The sequence below is a fragment of the Undibacterium sp. TJN25 genome (assembly GCF_049339885.1).
Classification (GTDB): Bacteria; Pseudomonadota; Gammaproteobacteria; order Burkholderiales; family Burkholderiaceae_D; genus Undibacterium.
On the sequence record NZ_JBMPPM010000003.1, the window covers coordinates 228,696 to 245,195 of the forward strand.

Annotated in this window: 9 protein-coding genes and 1 tRNA gene; 2 read left to right on the forward strand and 8 right to left on the reverse strand. The window is 57.7% G+C overall.

The window, feature by feature from the left end; all coding sequences use genetic code 11:
- Nucleotides 1-3: 3 nt before the first annotated feature.
- The gene (locus tag ACO0LO_RS08050; RefSeq protein ID WP_422963691.1) at nucleotides 4-2,799 is read right to left on the reverse strand and encodes a M16 family metallopeptidase; all 2,796 of its coding nucleotides are present in this window, start codon (nucleotides 2,797-2,799) and stop codon (nucleotides 4-6) included.
- Nucleotides 2,800-3,059: 260 nt separating this feature from the next.
- A tRNA-Arg gene (locus ACO0LO_RS08055) sits at nucleotides 3,060-3,134 on the reverse strand.
- A 323-nt stretch (nucleotides 3,135-3,457) separates the two neighbouring features.
- Here ACO0LO_RS08055 and ACO0LO_RS08060 point away from each other — a divergent pair.
- A complete protein-coding gene (locus tag ACO0LO_RS08060; protein ID WP_422963692.1) occupies nucleotides 3,458-4,024 on the forward strand; it encodes a c-type cytochrome in 567 nt (188 codons plus the stop codon).
- 136 nt (nucleotides 4,025-4,160) lie between these two features.
- Here the strand turns inward: ACO0LO_RS08060 and ACO0LO_RS08065 are convergent, their stop codons facing one another.
- The 3 genes from ACO0LO_RS08065 to ACO0LO_RS08075 form a co-directional block, all read right to left on the reverse strand.
- Nucleotides 4,161-6,155: an alpha/beta fold hydrolase gene (locus ACO0LO_RS08065; protein WP_422963693.1), complete on the reverse strand. Its 1,995-nt coding sequence runs from the start codon at nucleotides 6,153-6,155 to the stop codon at nucleotides 4,161-4,163.
- A 414-nt stretch (nucleotides 6,156-6,569) separates the two neighbouring features.
- The gene (locus tag ACO0LO_RS08070; protein WP_422963694.1) at nucleotides 6,570-8,561 is read right to left on the reverse strand and encodes an alpha/beta hydrolase family protein; all 1,992 of its coding nucleotides are present in this window, start codon (nucleotides 8,559-8,561) and stop codon (nucleotides 6,570-6,572) included.
- A gap of 449 nt (nucleotides 8,562-9,010) precedes the next feature.
- Nucleotides 9,011-9,391, reverse strand: coding sequence for a DUF4148 domain-containing protein (locus ACO0LO_RS08075; RefSeq protein ID WP_422963695.1), 381 nt, complete (start codon nucleotides 9,389-9,391; stop codon nucleotides 9,011-9,013).
- A 323-nt stretch (nucleotides 9,392-9,714) separates the two neighbouring features.
- Between ACO0LO_RS08075 and ACO0LO_RS08080 the strand changes: the two genes are divergently transcribed.
- Nucleotides 9,715-10,641, forward strand: coding sequence for a LysR family transcriptional regulator (locus ACO0LO_RS08080; protein WP_422963696.1), 927 nt, complete (start codon nucleotides 9,715-9,717; stop codon nucleotides 10,639-10,641).
- A 109-nt stretch (nucleotides 10,642-10,750) separates the two neighbouring features.
- Here the strand turns inward: ACO0LO_RS08080 and ACO0LO_RS08085 are convergent, their stop codons facing one another.
- The 3 genes from ACO0LO_RS08085 to ACO0LO_RS08095 form a co-directional block, all read right to left on the reverse strand.
- Nucleotides 10,751-13,327, reverse strand: coding sequence for a TonB-dependent receptor (locus ACO0LO_RS08085; protein ID WP_422963697.1), 2,577 nt, complete (start codon nucleotides 13,325-13,327; stop codon nucleotides 10,751-10,753).
- 458 nt (nucleotides 13,328-13,785) lie between these two features.
- On the reverse strand, nucleotides 13,786-15,078 hold the full coding sequence (locus ACO0LO_RS08090) for a DUF1045 domain-containing protein (RefSeq protein ID WP_422963698.1): 1,293 nt from the start codon (nucleotides 15,076-15,078) through the stop codon (nucleotides 13,786-13,788).
- Nucleotides 15,079-15,104: 26 nt separating this feature from the next.
- Entirely contained in the window at nucleotides 15,105-16,436 is a 1,332-nt protein-coding gene (locus tag ACO0LO_RS08095) for an alpha-D-ribose 1-methylphosphonate 5-triphosphate diphosphatase (protein ID WP_422963699.1), read from the reverse strand.
- Nucleotides 16,437-16,500 lie beyond the last annotated feature (64 nt).

The following is a 16,500-nucleotide window of genomic DNA, read 5'->3' on the forward strand; positions in this document are numbered from 1 at the left end:
AATTTATTGAAAGTCGCCCGCGGTGACAGTCAGCAGCTTGCTGTAATCCAGATACTTGAGCATTGCCGCCCGGACCTCGGCCGCCGTCAGCAGCATCAGTTTTTGCTCATACTCAGCATCGAACTGCATGCTGCGGCCCAGATGCAGGTTGCGGCTGATTTCTGCCGCCAGCTCATTGTCCTGGCTGCGCGATAGCTGGAATTGCTGCGCCAAGCTTTTCTTCGCATCTTCTATTTCGGCGGCGGTGAAGCCGTTCCGCACCGCTCGCGTTATTTCTTCCCGTAATCCCATCTCCAGTTTCGCCCGATTTTGCGGCGCAAAGATGGCGACAACGACGAAGTTGGCCGATTCATCCACCGGCGAAGGATTCAGGTAAGAGCCGCCGCCGTAGCTGATGCCATCTTTCTGGCGGATGCGCTCCAGGATGCGTGAATTGGTGCTGCCGCCCAGCAGGTAATTGCCCAGGCTCAGTGCCGCATACTCGGGATGGTGGTCGCTGACCGGAATGGCCATCGTGCCAAAGAAAAAGGCATTGGCCTTGTCCGGCGTAATGCGTGTTGTGCTTTGCGGCCGGCTTTCGCGGTAGGGCTTGGGCACGCGCTGGTAGGCTTGCTTTGCGTTCCAGTCGCCGAAGCTGTTTTGTAATATCTCTTCGACGACAAGCGGATCGAAATCGCCGACGATGGCAAGTTCGGCGTGGTCCGTGCCATAAAATTCCGCCCAGAAATTTCGGGCGTCTTCCAGCTGCGCAGCCTTCAGTTCAGCGATGCGCTCCTCGGTGTTGCGGTAATAGCGCGTATCGCCCACAGGCCAGGCATTCATCTGCTTGCGGGCGACATCGACGGCGACAGCCTGTGGGTCCTTGCGCGACTCTTCCAGTTGGGCCAGATCCTGTTCCACCACCTGGCTGAATTCCGTGGTATCAAATGCGGGTGCGCGCAGTGCGTCGTGCATCAGTTCCAGTACGCGCGGCACGCTGGCCCTGATGGTTTCCACACTGACGTTGACGGAGGTAGCCGACCCGTCGATCAGCATTTTGGTTTTCAGCTTGTCCAGTTCCTCGGTGAATTTCTGGTGGCTCAGGCTTTGCGTGCCGCGCCCCAGCATTTCCGCAGCCAGCTCGGCGGCGCCGGTTTTGCCTTTCAGATTATCCTGGTTGCCCAGGTTCAGCGTGAAATTCATCACTACCGTGCCGCCGCGCGTGGACTTGGGCAGCAGCGCATACTTCATGCCATTGTTGAGGCGGCCTGTCTGCGTGCGCCGGTCTATATTCTCCGGCGTGGCGACAAAGTTTTCCGCCTGGGCCATTGCCGTACCCGGCACGAAAGTCTTGACCTGCTCTGCAATATTGACCTTGGCCTGTGCCGGCACGCGGTCCGGCTGCGCATCGGGGATGAAGCTGCCGCTGGTGCGGTTGCTGGACTTCAGCCAGGTGACGGCGACGCGCTGCACGTCTTCCAGTTTCAGCGCCTGCAGGCGGTCGCGGAACATGAAGAACAGGCGCCAGTCGCCGTTGCCTATGCTGTCGGACAGCGACACGGCAAATTTTTCCGGGTCGTTATAGACCTGTTCCAGGTCGGATTCCAGCTTGGCCCTGGCACGATCCAGTTCCTCCTGCGTGACCGGGCTGGCGGCGAAACCCTCTATGGTGTCCAGCATGGTCTTCTTGGCCTCAGCCAGATTTTGCTCGCTGCGCAGATTGGCGCCCAGCAGCAGGAAACCGGGTTCCTCCATATTGGCGGCCCACGGATAGACATCGGTCGCTTTCTTCTTCTCCACCAGCGCCTTATACAGCCTGCCACCGGGCGAATCGGCCAGGATCAGCGCCAGGACTTCGGTGGCGACATAATCCGGGTGCGCTGCCGGCACCGTATGATAGAGCGCGGCGATGCCCTGCGATTCGCCGACGCGGCGCACGGTGACATCGCGCTCGCCGTCCTGCACCGGGTCCAGCGTATAGGTAGTTTCTATCGTGCGCCGCGGGCGGGCGATCCTGCCGAACTGTTGTGACACCTGCGTCAGCGCCTGGCTGTTATCGAAGCTGCCGGCGATGATCAGCGTGGCGTTGTCGGGCTGGTAGTATTTGCGCCAGAAGGCTTTCAGCCGTGGGATGTTGACATTCTCCACATCGGTGCGAGCGCCTATCGTCGATTTGCCGTAGTTGTGCCACTGGTAGGCGGCGGAAGTGACATGTGCGATCAGCGCGGAAGTGAAGGAGTTTTCATTCTTTTCCATTTCATTGCGGACGACCGAAAACTCGGTCTTCAGGTCTTCGCCGGAAATGCGCGAGTTGACCATGCGGTCCGCCTCCATCGCAATGGCCCAGTTCAGCGTTTCCGGTTTTGCGGCAAAGGTTTCGTAATAGTTGGTGCGGTCCAGCCACGTGCTGCCGTTGAAGCTGACGCCGCGCTGCGCCAGCTCTTCCCACAAACGCGGATGCGCCTTGCTGCCCTTGAACATCAGGTGTTCCAGCAAATGCGCCATGCCGGTTTCGCCATAGTTTTCATGGCGTGAGCCGACGCGGTAAGTAATATTGACCGTCGTCGTGGGTTTGCTGGAATCCGGCACCAGCAGCAACTGCAGGCCGTTGTAAAGCCGGTATTCCTGTATACCTTCCACGCTGCGCACCAGCTTTACGCCGGGTGGCAAGAAAGCGGGCGCAGTCACGGCCGGCGTGGTAATGGCGGCGACGGGGGCCGCAGCTTCGGCTGCCAGCGCAGGCAGGCTATAGCCGCCTGTGATAAAAATCAGCGTCAGCGAGGAACTGAAAAAGGAGAGCTTGGAGCGGGATGGTTTCATGGCGATGGCCGTCCAAGAGGGGATTGTTATTAGTAAGATTATTAGTAACCGCAAGCCGGGTAGCAACCATCATAGCAAGATTGCCTGCTGCCATGGCTGATCATACGCGGTTCATTATGCAGCCGGTTTTTTGTGGCGCGCTACGCGTGCAGATCGCGGCCTGAGACTAGCAGCTGTATCACAGAGAATTGCCGGGAGAGAGTTTGACTGATCTGCTGATTTGTCATTCCGACAAGCAAGAATGACAGGCTGAAATGAAATGGTGCGACCGACAGGAATCGAACCTGTATTGCGGGCTTCGGAGGCCCGTATCCTATCCGTTGGAAGACGGTCGCATTGGTAGGCAGGTCCGGAGATTTTTGGACTTGCCTGAATAGTCAGCTATTTTAACCTATTGCAGCCGATTATCGACAGCCTATCTGGCAGAGCCAAATACAATCGGCTGTAAAATCTCTCAATATTATCTTTTTGGATATAAATCACAGTGTCGCATTGTCCTTTTTCGCAACTGTTAACAATAAATACCCGTTCCCAGTTACTTGCTTTAGCTCTATAATCAAGGGTTTGATGCGGTGATGCTCTACGACAAGCCAGCAGAGTAGTCCGCCAGCAGCAGCTTCAACACATTTAGCTATCTTAGAATTGCACCGAGGAAACTATGAGCGACGCCCACGACGAACACGAATCAGCGATTAAGACACCTAAGCAACTCATCGTTGCGGTTGCAGCAGGGTTTATCGTCCCTATTATCGCGATTGTGCTTTTGGTGCAATTCGTTACTTCTGAACACAAAGTAGGCGCCGGTTCTTCCGCGCTGACGCCTGAAGCGATTGCTGCCCGCATCAGCCCGGTCGCTGCAGACGGCTACACGCTGAAAGATGCCAACGCGCCCAAGCAATTGCAATCCGGCGAAGCGGTATACCAGGCAACCTGCGTTGCTTGCCACGGTAGCGGCGCTGCCGGCTCTCCCAAGTTCGGCGATGCTGCAGCCTGGGGGCCGCGCATTGCGCAAGGCTTTGATAAAGTGCTGGAACATGCAATCGGCGGTTTGCGCGCGATGCCTCCAAAAGGCGGCAATCCTGACCTGGACGACGTTGAAGTAGCGCGTGCCGTGGTCTACATGGCCAATGCCTCCGGCGGTAAATTCAAGGAACCGGAAGTCAAGGCGCCTGCCGCTCCGGCAGCCGACGCAGCAGCTTCCGCAGCCAGCGCGCCAGCAAAATAAGCTTTCTCCGGAATAGCAAAAAGCCAGTCTCAGGACTGGCTTTTTTTACGTGCATTTTTCAGGCAAGTGCGTGGGTACGCAAGGCTGACGGCAGAGCTCCCATCCCGGCCCACGCCCGCAGGCTGGGAACTTATCGTCAAGGCTGGCCTATGTTCTGGCCCAGGAATTTCTCCACCCGATTCCAGAAATCGACATTATTCTTCAACAGCCGCCAGCCATGGCCTTCCTCTGGATATTCGACCCACTCCACCTTGGGATTCGTGGCTTTCACCGCCTTGTAGAATGCGGTTCCGTGTACGATGGGCACGCGCCTGTCGCTGCCGCCGTAAGCCAGCAGCAGCGGCTGGGTGATCTTGGCGGCATTCAGCAGTGGCGATGTGGCCTTCAGCTGTGCCGCATCTTTGACCTGGTCGCCGACCAGCACCGGCATCCCGTATTTGCCCCACTGGTCGTCGAGGTCGCTCCAGACAACGTCATACAGTAAATTGATATCGGTGACGCCGACCCAGTCTATGCCGCAGCGGAACAGTTCGGGATTCCGTATCAGGCCCATCAGCGTTGCATAGCCGCCGTAACTGGCGCCGGCAATGCAGATGCGGCCGGGATTGGCATAGCCTTTTTCTATCGCCCATTTGGTGCCGTCGGCGATGTCATCCTGCATGGCCAGGCCCCATTGTTTCCAGCCTGCTGTAAACAGTTTGCTGCCGTAGCCGGTGGTGCCGCGGAATTCGGGCTCCAGCACAGCATAGCCGCGGGAAGCGAGAAATTGTGCGTCCGCATCCCAGCTCCAGTGAACACCGCGCAGGTAGGGGCCGCCATGCACCAGCACGACCATGGGCAGATCTTTCTTTTTCCCTTTCGGCAAGGTCAGGTATGCGGGTATCTCCAGGCCGTCGCGTGCCTTGTACCGCACCATGTCTTTGGTGCCCATCTGCGCGGGGTCTATTCCCTGCATGATTTGTCCGAGCGGCGTGAATTTGTCGGTGGCCGCATTGTAGAGCTGCCACATGCCTGGGAAAGTATCGGAAAACGAGTAAACCAGCACGGTATCCCCGCGGTGCTGCTCAGGAACAGAAATCAGGTTCACCAGTCCCTGCAGCTGGTTATCGATTTTCTGCTGCATCTGCTTCATGCCGCCATCCAGCCAGGTGGTGGACAGCGCATCCGTCTCATACCGGATGCCGAGAATTTTCTTGTTTTCCCTGTCCAGCAGTATTTGGCCGCTAAAGTCATAGCCCGGCAGGGAAATCAGCGGCTTGCTATCCAGCTCTTTTTTCTCGATGTCGTAGACATAGACGGCGCTGGTGTCCTTGCCGTTGTTGGTGGTGACCAGAAGACGTCCATCCGGAATGAAGAGGATGGGATGGAAGCCCCGCGAAGAGCGGGTTGGAAACTCCGCCAGCTTGCGCCAGTTATTGTCCTTGGGGTCATTGTAAAAAACGGCCGAATTAGATTGTTCCACCGTGGTGGCGATACGCGGAACACCCTGGCTGTCGATCAGCCATGAGACGACTTCACCCGGACGCCGCACCGGTTCCGCGTGGCCTGTCAGCGTATTCAGCTTCAGCAGGTCGTAAGTCCTGCGGTGCGCGGATCGGGGATTATTATCCTGGATGACGAAGACATCGTCGGACTCGCCGGTTTCCACGGTATCCAGGAAATAGGTGTACCACGGCAGCACCCTGCTGTTCTTGGCTTCCTTGACGAAATCGGTGGATCTCTCCACCAGGATGCGCTGTTCGCTGCCGTCCTTGTTGATGGCAAACAGGCCGGGCGCGCTATAGTTGTCTCCCACGCCTATCTGCTGGTCACCGACTTCGTAGACCAGCCGGCGGTTATTTACCCAATGGAAGCTGGAGACGTCGATGTCTTTGAAATGGGCAAGGATGGTCGGCGCCAGGGTCGCCACCTCCATCGTCGCCAGCATGACCCGGTTATCGGCAGCGTTCATCAGCAGCGCAATGCTTTTTCCATCCGGTGAAAAGGCGATGCGGGACAGCTTGGGATGCTGGAAAAAAGAGGCGGTGTCCGGCAACGGCTCGGCGGCGTACGCAAGCTGTGGGCTGATCATGCCGCAGGCGATGGCGATAGGTAATATAGGTAGTGCAAGGGTGGCGAATATATTCCGCATGCTTGTTGCTCTGCTCTTTCTTATCGGTATGCTGGTCTTTGATATGGATGCAGCCGGGCTGCTTCCCGTTGCCGTCTGCCGGGAGACCGGTTGTCGGTATATCAATATTATCAAATGGCTTATTGAATTGACCAGCGAAGAAAGAATGGCACACAGGGCTTGTGCCGTTTTTTACTTTGCGTTACAAAGCTGCAGCAAGCACCGCGCCTTCATGCATCGCCCGCTTGGCATCCAGTTATGTCGCCAGGGCAGCGCCGAGTCCGGCGCCGACCTTGCTGGTCTTGCGCTGCGGGGCCTCGACCAACCCGCCATTGCGGACGGCCTGCGGATCGACACCCCATTCGGCGGATACGCCGGGGGGCTTGGCGGCAAGACCTTGTCCCCGCCCGCATGCGCAGGCCGGGGATCGCAACATCAGGGCTGGCCTATATTCTGGCCAAGAAATTTCTCTACCCGGGTCCAAAAGTCCACATTGTTCTTCAGTAGCCGCCAGCCATGGCCTTCTTCGGGATATTCTACCCACTCCACCCTGGAATTCGTGGCCTTAACTGCCCTGTAGAATGCAGTTCCGTGATCGATGGGCACGCGCGTGTCGCTGCCGCCGTAAGCCAGCAGCAGCGGTTGGGTGATTTTGGCGGCGTTGCGCAGCGGAGATGTGGCTTTCAATTGTTCTGCATCCTTGATCTGGTCTCCTACCAGCAGGGGCATGTCGTATTTTTCCGATTGGCTGTCCAGGTCGCTCCAGACGATGTTATAGAGCAAATTGATATCGGTGACGCCGACCCAGTCTATGCCGCAGCGGAACAGCTCAGGATTCCTGATCAAGCCCATCAGCGTGGCGTAGCCGCCGTAGCTGGCGCCGGCAATGCAGATGCGGTCGGGGTTGGCGTAGCCTTTTTCTATCGCCCACTTGGTGCCGTCGGCGATGTCGTCCTGCATCGCGAGGCCCCACTGTTTCAATCCAGCCGAAAATAATCTGCTGCCGTAACCGGTGCTGCCGCGGAACTCGGGTTCCAGCACTGCATAGCCGCGCGATGCCAGGAATTGCGCTTCCGCGTCCCACTCCCAGTGCCCACCCCTTACATACGGCCCGCCATGCACGAGAACGACCATGGGCAGGTCTTTCTTTTTGCCCTTCGGCAGCGTCAGGTAGGCTGGTATCTCCAGCCCGTCGCGCGCCTTGTAGCGCACCATGTCCTTGGTGGCCATTTGCTTGGGGTCGATGCCCAGCATCCTGGTGCCGATGGGCGTGAAGCTATTGCTTGCCGTGTTATACAGTTGCCAGACGCCAGGGTAGGTATCCGAGTAGGAAAACACCAGTACCGTTTCGGTCTTGCCTCGTTCTGGTACGGAGATGACATTGGACAGGCCGGGTATTTGTTCATCCACTTTTTGCTGTATCTGCTTCATCCGGCTGTCGAGCCAGGTAGTTGCCCGTGCATCCGTCTCGTAGCGTATACCCAGGATTTTTTTGTTTTGCCTGTCGAACAGGATACTGCCGCTGAAGTCGTAGCCGGGAAGCGATATCAGGGGTTTGCTGTCCAGCTGTTTTTTTTCCAGGTCATAGAAATAGACGGCGCTCGTGTCCTTGCCATTATTGGCCCTGACCAGTAGGCGGCCGTCAGGCGTGATTGCCATGGGCTTGAAACTCTCAGATGAAAACTTTGGGAATTCCGTCAGCTTTTGCCAGTTCCCGTCCTTGGGATCGTTGTAATACACCTGGGAATTTGATTTGTCATTTGTCGTCGCGAAGCGGGGAACACCGTTGCCGTCGATGAGCCAGGAGGCCACTTCGCCGGGGCGCCGGATAGCTTCGGCATGGCCGGTGACGGTATTCAGTTGCAGCAGGTCGTAAGTCCTCTCGTAAGGCTTGAACGGTGCGTTGTCGCGCATGACGAAGATGTCATCGGAATCGCCGCTGTCCACAGTAGCGGCGAAGTAGGTATACCACGGCAGTGATTTGACGATGATGCGAGAGCCGACCGTGTCTTGTGCTCCGGTTCTTCCCACGAGTTCGCGCTGGCTGCTTCCGTCTTTATCGACCGCGAATAGTCCGGCGCCGAAGAAGCTGTTGCCTATTCCTATTTTGTCGTCATTTAAATCGTAGACGAGCCGATGGTTGTTCACCCAATGGAACGTCCTGACGTCGGCGTCGCTGTAATGCGCAACGACCTTCGGCGCCAGCGTGGCGACATCCATTGTTGCCAGCATGCGCCGGTTGTCGCTGGCGTTCATCAGCAGCGCGATAGAGAGTCCATCCGGGGAAAAGGCAACACTCGACAGCTTGGGCGGTTGAAAAAAAGTTTCAACGCTAGGCAAAGTTTGCTCTGCGGCGGAGACGGAGGGAGAAACCATGCTGCACGCAATTGCCAGCGGAAGGATGATCCTGAGGAGAACATTCTGCATTTCCTGATCTGCTCTTTCTTTTACGGGTTATTCGATGGATGCAGGCGGTGGGCTATAACTTTCTGGCGGGTAGCAAAAAAGTTATCACCTGGATATTATCAAATTATTTATAAACTTGACCAGCAGAAAGAATTAACAAGCATAAATTGTTGTTAAGGCATGTCAAAAAGCCACAAAGCTGATCGGCAAAGGCAAAAATGGCAGGCTATTTCATGCAAGGCGGAATGTTTTTCCGATTTGTGCACTTTAGAGCATAAACCGATGGTGCAAAGCAGCAAAGAGTTTGCTGCATGAAAGACGGGGATAGCGGAAAATACTGCAAAGCGATGGCGCATACGCAAAAAGCCACCGCTGGCGGTGGCTTTGATGCTGTTGTGCAGCTTACCGGCTGTGCTTAGATGCTGTCGGCAAGCGGCAGAACCGATACAAAGTATCGGTTCTTTATACTATTAACCGCCAATATCGTAGTCGGTATTGAAAGTATGGTTTTTTGCGGCTTGTACGGCTTCTGCTTTTACATCAGCGCGGCTGCGTGCAGTCTGGGCCGTTACTTCCATTGGGTAAGTGCCTTCACGGGTTGCCAACAGACCTTGTTCGCGTGCCTGTTTCAGTTCTGCGGCGACTTCTGCACGGGTTTTGGTCGAAGTGCTTGGTGTGTTAGTGAAGGCAACGAATTCAGAGCCGCCTACGATGTAAGAGCTGTTGTTTGCACGTGCCTGGGCCAGTTCAGCCTGTACTTCTGCGCGGGTTTTGCCTGTATCTGCAGCAAAAGCAGCGCTGGTGCCGGCAGCGATCAGGGTGGCGGCTACAAAGAATTGTTTCGCATTCATTTTATTTCTTTCGATAAAGTATTTGTTGGACGTATTCCGGGCTCGGCGGAAAGGTATTCCAATTCGCATGAGAAGTAATACCGGTTGGCAGGTACTTACTTCTAATACGAACTAGACACACCCGTCGGGTTCGGCCTCTTTAAGCTGGCATTGCTGTCTTGCTTATCGATGGATGCATTGTAAGCCTATTGCGTCGCAGCATAAAGATGTCTTGACGGAATATACTATTGCAGTATTCGGAACAATCAATATCGCTTGATTTTCCTGGTGCATTTCTCTAATGCAACAGGCGACCTCATTGCCAAGAAACGGGAGCCTTATTTATGGATCGCCTGCAGTCCATGCGCATCTTTTCCAAAGTCGTCGAGCAAGGGAGTTTTGCACGCGCGGCGGAGATCCTCGATATGTCGAACGCAGTGGTCACGCGTTACGTCGCCGATCTGGAAACCCATCTGGGCACCCGCTTGCTGAACCGCACCACGCGCAAGTTGTCGCTGACCGAAACCGGCCAGATGTACCTCGAAAGGGTCAGGCAAATCCTGTCCGACGTGGATGACGCCGATGCGATTGCCTCCTATTCGGCCCGCAAACCCAGCGGTACGTTGCGTATATACTCTCACCTGGGCTTCAGCAAATGGCAGCTGGCGACGATGCTGCCCAAATTCGCGACGGAATTCCCGGACGTGGTGCTGGATGTGACGGTTTCCGACCGCACCGTCGATCTGGTGGAAGACGGTTTCGATATCGGCTTTTTCATCGATCTGCAAAAAGTCGATGCAACGATGATCACCCGCAAGCTGGCTACGTCCGAAGTGCTGCTGTGCGCGTCGCCCGACTATATCCGCCAGTTCGGCGAGCCGCGCACGCCGGAAGACGTGTCCAAGCACCATTGCCTGAACTTCGGCTGGGACTTCATGCGCAACTACTGGACGGTGCAGGGCAGGCGCGATGCGCCGTCCGCGCCGGTGCAGATACCGATCCATAGCCGCGTCATTTCGAATAATTCGGACGTGCTGCGCGAATGCGCGATTGCCGGCATGGGGCTGGTGCTGCGGCCTTCCTTCACGCTGGGCGATGACCTCAGCTGCGGCCGCCTGGTGCGGCTGTTCCCGGAATTCCACCTCGGCACGGTGTCCATCTCCATGGTGTATCCGAGCCGCCGCCTGTTATCGGCCAAGGTGCGGAACTTTGTCAATTTCATCGCCGGGCAGTTTCCCCATCCGGAGGAAGACCGCTGGCTCGGGCGCTAAGGTTTTTCGGCAGAAATGCCGCACCATGAACAAAGCCCGGGAAGATCGCTCTTACCGGGCTTTGTTGGTTTTGAACCAGGTAACTTCCGCCGCCTGATTTCAACGCATCTTAGAACGTGTAGCTGCCGCGTACATAGTAGGCGCGGCCTACTGGGTCGGTATAGCGTGGATCATAGCCTTTCTGGAACAGCGTACCCTGATTGGAGAATGGAGGGTCTGTGTTCAGCAGGTTCTTGATGCCGGCTGTCAGAGCGATGTGCTTGAAGCCGGTGTAGCTGGCCGACACATTCCACAGCGAGTAAGAAGAAACGTCCTGCTTGAACTGGTCATCCACCTGGTTCTGGTCGTGGTAGCCGGCATTGTAGGAGTTGGCAATCGTTGCACCCCATGGGCCGTAGACCCAGTTCAGCGCGGCGTTATGCCTCCAGCGGAAAGTCGGATTGTTGTCCGAATACTGGCCTACGCTGCTCAGGAATGGGCCGTTACGCTCGTTCTGGTAGTCGTACTTGATGACGTAAGTGCCGTCCACTGTCAGCGTAAATACACCGAAGTCGGTTTTAGGCAGGCGGGCCGAGAAGCTCAGATCGATACCTTCGGTTTTGACTTCACCCAGGTTGTCGTTCAGATCCAGGATTGCAAACGGCGAGCCGTCCGGATTACGCAGGAACAGGTCCTTGTACTTGGCATAGTTCGCGTAGATGGATTGCTCCGGCAACGCGCCTATCTTGTCCCTCAGGTGGATATGCCAGTAGTCCAGCGCCACGGAAACGTCCTTGATCGGTTCCACTACCACGCCTACCGAGTAAGTCCGGGATTTTTCAGGCTTCAGGTTAGGATTGCCGCCTTGCAGCTTGAACTGTTGCAGGTCGCAGTCGCGCAGCGGGTTGGCGCCCGGCTGCGGTACGCCGCCTGGGCACAGCACAGGATCGTCATAGGAATCGTTGGTATCGTTCTTGGAACGCGGTGCGTTTTTCTCGAACAGCGTCGGTGCGCGGAAACCCGTGCTGGCCGAGCCGCGGAACAGCAGTTCCTTGGTTGGCTGGTAGCGGATGCCGATCTTCGGATTGAAGGTGTTGCCGACGTCGCTGTAGTTATCCATGCGGGCCGCCAGCTGGATTTCCAGGTCTTTGATGACAGGGATATTCAGCTCGGAGAAGATCGCTTCGATGTCGCGGCTGCCGGTCTTGGGCAGCGAGCCGGACAGGCCGGAGCTCGATGCCTGCGATGCGATAGCCTGGTTGACGTTGAAATCCGCCTTTTCCTTGCGCAGTTCGGCGCCGACCGCAATGGCCAGCTGACCGCCTGCCAGGGCCATCAGCTCACGGCTGGCCTTGAAGTCCAGTCCGGTTGTCGTGACTTTGGCATCCTGCACCTGGCCGCGCAGCGCGGTGCTGTCCAGATAGGCTTTGCCCGCGGCGTTTTGCAGGCCGAAAGGATTCAGCACGCCGTTGAGCACGCCGGCTGCAAAAGAAGCATCCTGCACGTAGCCGCCGGTGAAGTTTTCAGCGGATTTGCTGACGGAGTAAGTCAGGCCGGATTTGTAGTCCCAGCCGGCCAGCTCGCCTTCCAGCGCGATGACAACACGGTCAGCCGTGCCTTTGGAATTGATCTGGCGTTCGCCGGCTTCCAGTGGACGCCAGTTGACCGACAGAGGATCGCCGGACAAGCCAGGCTGTGCTGGAACGCCTCCCGAATTGCCAGGGTAGTAAGGGCTGCTCTTTGGCAGGATCAGGCCGGTCTGCGGCGGCGGTGCCGTGCGCGAAACGACTTTGCTTTCCGAGTGCAGGTATTCGATGGTGCCGGTATGGTTCTCGCCCAGCTTCATCGTGCCCTTGCCGAAGAAGGCGGTTTGTTCGCTCTCAGGAATATCGTCGATCTGGCGGGTGTAATCCTGGCGGCAGGTCGTGTTGCTGGTGCTGGGCACCGAGAACGGCGGGTTGCAGCCTGTCGCAAAGCCGGGGTTGCCGGAAGCGCCCGATGTCGGGTCGAAATAATTGCCGGGGAAGGTCGTGCCGCTGGTCAGGCTCAGGCCGCGGCTGGGGATCACGCCGGTCTTGGAGAAAGACCTGTCCTGCGAGGTAATGACTTTCTGCTTGTGGTAATCGACGACGCCGAAGACGTTGTAGCCGTCCTTGTTCAGGTCGCCGTAGCCGGCTACGATGTTAAAGCGTTTTTCGCCACCGCCGTCCATTTTCGGTTCCACGACCTCACCGGTGATGGTGGCGCCGGTCACGGAACGTTTGGTGATGAAGTTGATGACGCCGCCAATGGCGTCGGTGCCGTAGATCGCGGAGGCGCCGTCACGCAGCACCTCTACGCGGTCCAGCGCAGTGATAGGGATGATGTTCAGGTCGACGCTGGCGCCATCGTAGGGATGGTTGGCGATCCTGCGGCCGTTCAGCAGCACCAGGGTTTTGTCGCCGCCCAGGCCGCGCAAGTCGGCACTGGCCTGGCCGCCGGTAGGCAGGCCGCTGGTATTGCCGCCCACGGCATTGCCCAGGCCCACAGTGGACTGGTTGGCGGGGATTTTGCTCAACACTTCTGCTGCAGTGGTCAAGCCCTGCTTGACGAATTCTTCTGCCTTGATCACGGTCAGCGGCGCCGATGTTTCAGAGGCGATACGCTTGATCGACGAACCGGTGATTTCCACCCTTTGCGTTCTGGAGTCGTCGGTTTCCTGGGCCATGGCTGTGTGCGCCATAAGTCCTAGCCCGATCGCGACACCGCCTGAAAATGTCAGGCGTAGGGATCGGGACAACACTGTTTCCTTGATCATTGCTTACCTCTTCTTGGGTCAATATAAAACGCGTTAAAGAAACTGTTGAATGCAATCAGCCCGGTAAGGGCTGATGTGGGCGCGCATCGAAGGAGAGGGTATTTGTCTATACAATTCCTTGATCCATGTATCAAAACATTTCAGAAGTAAGTATGCAATTTGTTACAAGAAAGATTTGTAGCGAAAACAACAAAATAATAAAAATCGTTTTCGCAGCCGTGGAATCCGGAAAATACGGTGTATCTTATGCACCCCGTTGCGGGGGAAAGCGGAAAAGTGATGTAAAAGCGCCACACACTCCAAAGCGGTGCTCAGGCGGCATTTACCCAGGCTGGGTCAATGCGGAGTGACGGTGGTATTGTCGTGGATCAGGAGGCGGTGAGGATGTCCAGCAGGCGCCTGCCTGCAGTTTCCAGCGAACCGGTATTATCCAGTTTGATGATCTCTGGCAACTCCGGCCGCGAGAATTGTTCATTCCTCTGCACACGCTTCAGCAGCGCGGCGCCGTTATTGCCGTTATTACCCTTTTCATGCAGGTTCAGGCGCGCTTCGATGCGCTGGCGTATCAGTGCATGATCGGCTTCTATCCATATCACCTGCGCTTCGGGATAAGCCTGTATCAGCCTAGGCACAAATTCCCGCGAGCCGCTGATGACGACATCGCGGCCGGCTTTCAGTTCGGCCTCAAAGCTGCGCCGGATGCCGTAGCAGAGGTCATAGGATTGCCAGGTCATCGCAAAGTGGCCCGCTGAGGCCAGTTGCCAGAATTGCTCGGATGACACGGCTTCGTGTTCTTCCGCATGGCTGGCGGGGCGGGTGATGGTGCGCTGTGGGAATACCATAGCCTTGTCTTCCGCCAGATGCTGCCTGACCCAGTTCAGCAGCTCATCCTTGCCCGAGCCGGACGGCCCGACAATAAAAAACAGCCGGCCGGGCGTTGGCAGCTGCCGTGCGTGGTGCTCCAGCGCGTGCAGGCCGAAATCGAAACGGCGCAGCAGCGAAAACGGCGCCCCCGGCGCATCTTCGCGAAACAGCGCAATACCGTTGATCAGCAGCGGTGCGTCGATGCGGAAGAAGTTCTCCGCCGCCTTGCGCAGCCGGTAGCCGACATCGGCGTCTACATCCTGCAGCTTATCCGTCAGCGTCATGTGGAAACGGTATTCTTCCTCTGTATATGGATAGCCCCAGCGCTGTAATAGCTGCTCCTGTCTTTGCGATAGCTGGTTGCTGCGACGCCTGTTCAGTTCTGCGTCGCTGGGCGGCGCCCGCAGGAAATCGAAATAGCTGACGCAGCGCATTGCCAGTGCATGGATGTCGCGCGATTCCTCCGCGGCGCGCAATGCCAGGAAATCGCCCATGGGCAATACGGCCGGCCCTTGCACGGTGATCCTGGTCTGCGCTGCGCAGAAGGCGGCCAGCGTATGCAGCAGATGTTCTTCGCGAAATCCCTCGGCTAGCCGGAACGGCGCTTTTAACGTCGCATGGAAGCCATATCGTCTGGCATCTCCGGTTAATTTTTGCAATACCAGCGGAGGCATGCCTTCAATAAGCGGCTGTTGCAGATCCTGCCCGGTGACCGGATCGCGCCCCAGCCAGCGGCAGCCGGTTGCCCACCAAGCTGAATTCTGGTCGGGAGCGTAATAAAGGGCGTATCGGGTCATGGGGCGGACCTTATGGCTGGGTCAGATCATGCAGCGGCAATATAGCCGCCGTCCTGGTTGGCCGCGCCGGCAGCGGACACCGCGGCTTCCGCAATGTCCGGCGTGCCGCTGCGGCCAGCGTGTATTGTAAGGCGCTCCGGCTCGCTGCAATAGGCCAGCTTGCCGGCGGCAACCGTCGCCACCAGCTTGACTTTGCCGCCCGGCAGCGATTCTGCCAGCAGCAGGTCGGCGCGGTAGCCGCCGGTCAGCCGGCCGCGGTTGCCCAGGCCCAGCGCTTGGGCCGGGTTGGCGGACACCAGTTGCCAGGCCTGCGTCAGCGTGCAGATACCCTGGTGCGCCAACTGGAATGGCGCCGCCAGCAGCGAAGGGTAGTAATAGTCTGAAGTCAGGATATCGCAGGCGCCGCCATGGATCGCGTCGGCGGCGGAGATGCTGCCGCAGTGGCTGCCACCCAGCAGCACGTTCGGCGCGCCCATGATGATCGGGTTATGCAGCGCAAGCGACGCATCCAGCGCTTCCTGCGTGCGCGGAAACTCGCTGATGCGCGCGCCCAGTGCCTGGAAGCGCTCCCTGTCGTGCGCGCTCTGGTCATCGTGCGAGGCCATCGGCACACGCTGCTTGCGGCAGGCCTGCGCCAGCGCTTCCAGCACATGGCCGATCTGGTGTGCATTGGCCAGCGCGTGCTGCAGCCTCTGCCTGAACACGGACGGCGCGCAGCGGCCACGCTCGGCATAGGCGGCCAGTTTTTCCGGTAGATGGCACTTCCTGGCGATGGCCGGCAGATGGTCGTTGAACGAGAAAAAATCCACCCAGCCCTGGTTGATCCAGTCCAGCGCGTCCTGCAGGCCGTCCACATGGTGCGTCTCAAAGCGCAGGTGGATACGGTGGTCGGCCTGGAAATGACCGCGCAGCTTGATCATGTGCAGCAGCGCGATGGCGGCCTCCTTGCCGCGCAGGCCGCCTTCCCAGGAATAAGTCAGTGCGTGGCAAGCCGTGGTAATGCCGTTGGCGATCAATTGCCGGTCGGTGTCCTGCAGCGCGATGTCGTGGCCAAACACGGCGCCGTGGCGCGGCTGTATCTGGCGTTCGAATGCATCGCCGTGCAGGTCGACGATGCCGGGCAGCACGAACAAGCCGCCAGCGTCCAGTACCGTTACTGCCTGCTGCTGATTCTCATGGGAAAGATTTGGCGCAGGAGTTTGCACGGAGAGGCTGGAGGGCGTGCCGGCCGTGGAAGCGCGCTCTATCCGTTCTATGCGGGCATGCGCCACCAGCACGTCGCTGTGGCTGCATTCCGGCTGGGCTCCCGCAACATGGGTGAGTGCGATGCCGTTCTGTATCAGTAGATGGGTAGTCATCCTGAGCCTGACGTCTGGTAACTTGAGTCAGCACATGCTAAGCCTTAAATATGACTACAGCTTG

Bases quoted from the DNA above. Each gene is read 5' to 3' on its own strand.
- ACO0LO_RS08050 (WP_422963691.1), bottom strand. From the start codon at position 2,799: ATGAAACCATCCCGCTCCAAGCTCTCCTTTTTCAGTTCCTCGCTGACG.
- ACO0LO_RS08060 (WP_422963692.1), top strand. From the start codon at position 3,458: ATGAGCGACGCCCACGACGAACACGAATCAGCGATTAAGACACCTAAG.
- ACO0LO_RS08065 (WP_422963693.1), bottom strand. From the start codon at position 6,155: ATGCGGAATATATTCGCCACCCTTGCACTACCTATATTACCTATCGCC.
- ACO0LO_RS08070 (WP_422963694.1), bottom strand. From the start codon at position 8,561: ATGCAGAATGTTCTCCTCAGGATCATCCTTCCGCTGGCAATTGCGTGC.
- ACO0LO_RS08075 (WP_422963695.1), bottom strand. From the start codon at position 9,391: ATGAATGCGAAACAATTCTTTGTAGCCGCCACCCTGATCGCTGCCGGC.
- ACO0LO_RS08080 (WP_422963696.1), top strand. From the start codon at position 9,715: ATGGATCGCCTGCAGTCCATGCGCATCTTTTCCAAAGTCGTCGAGCAA.
- ACO0LO_RS08085 (WP_422963697.1), bottom strand. From the start codon at position 13,327: ATGGCCCAGGAAACCGACGACTCCAGAACGCAAAGGGTGGAAATCACC.
- ACO0LO_RS08090 (WP_422963698.1), bottom strand. From the start codon at position 15,078: ATGACCCGATACGCCCTTTATTACGCTCCCGACCAGAATTCAGCTTGG.
- ACO0LO_RS08095 (WP_422963699.1), bottom strand. From the start codon at position 16,436: ATGACTACCCATCTACTGATACAGAACGGCATCGCACTCACCCATGTT.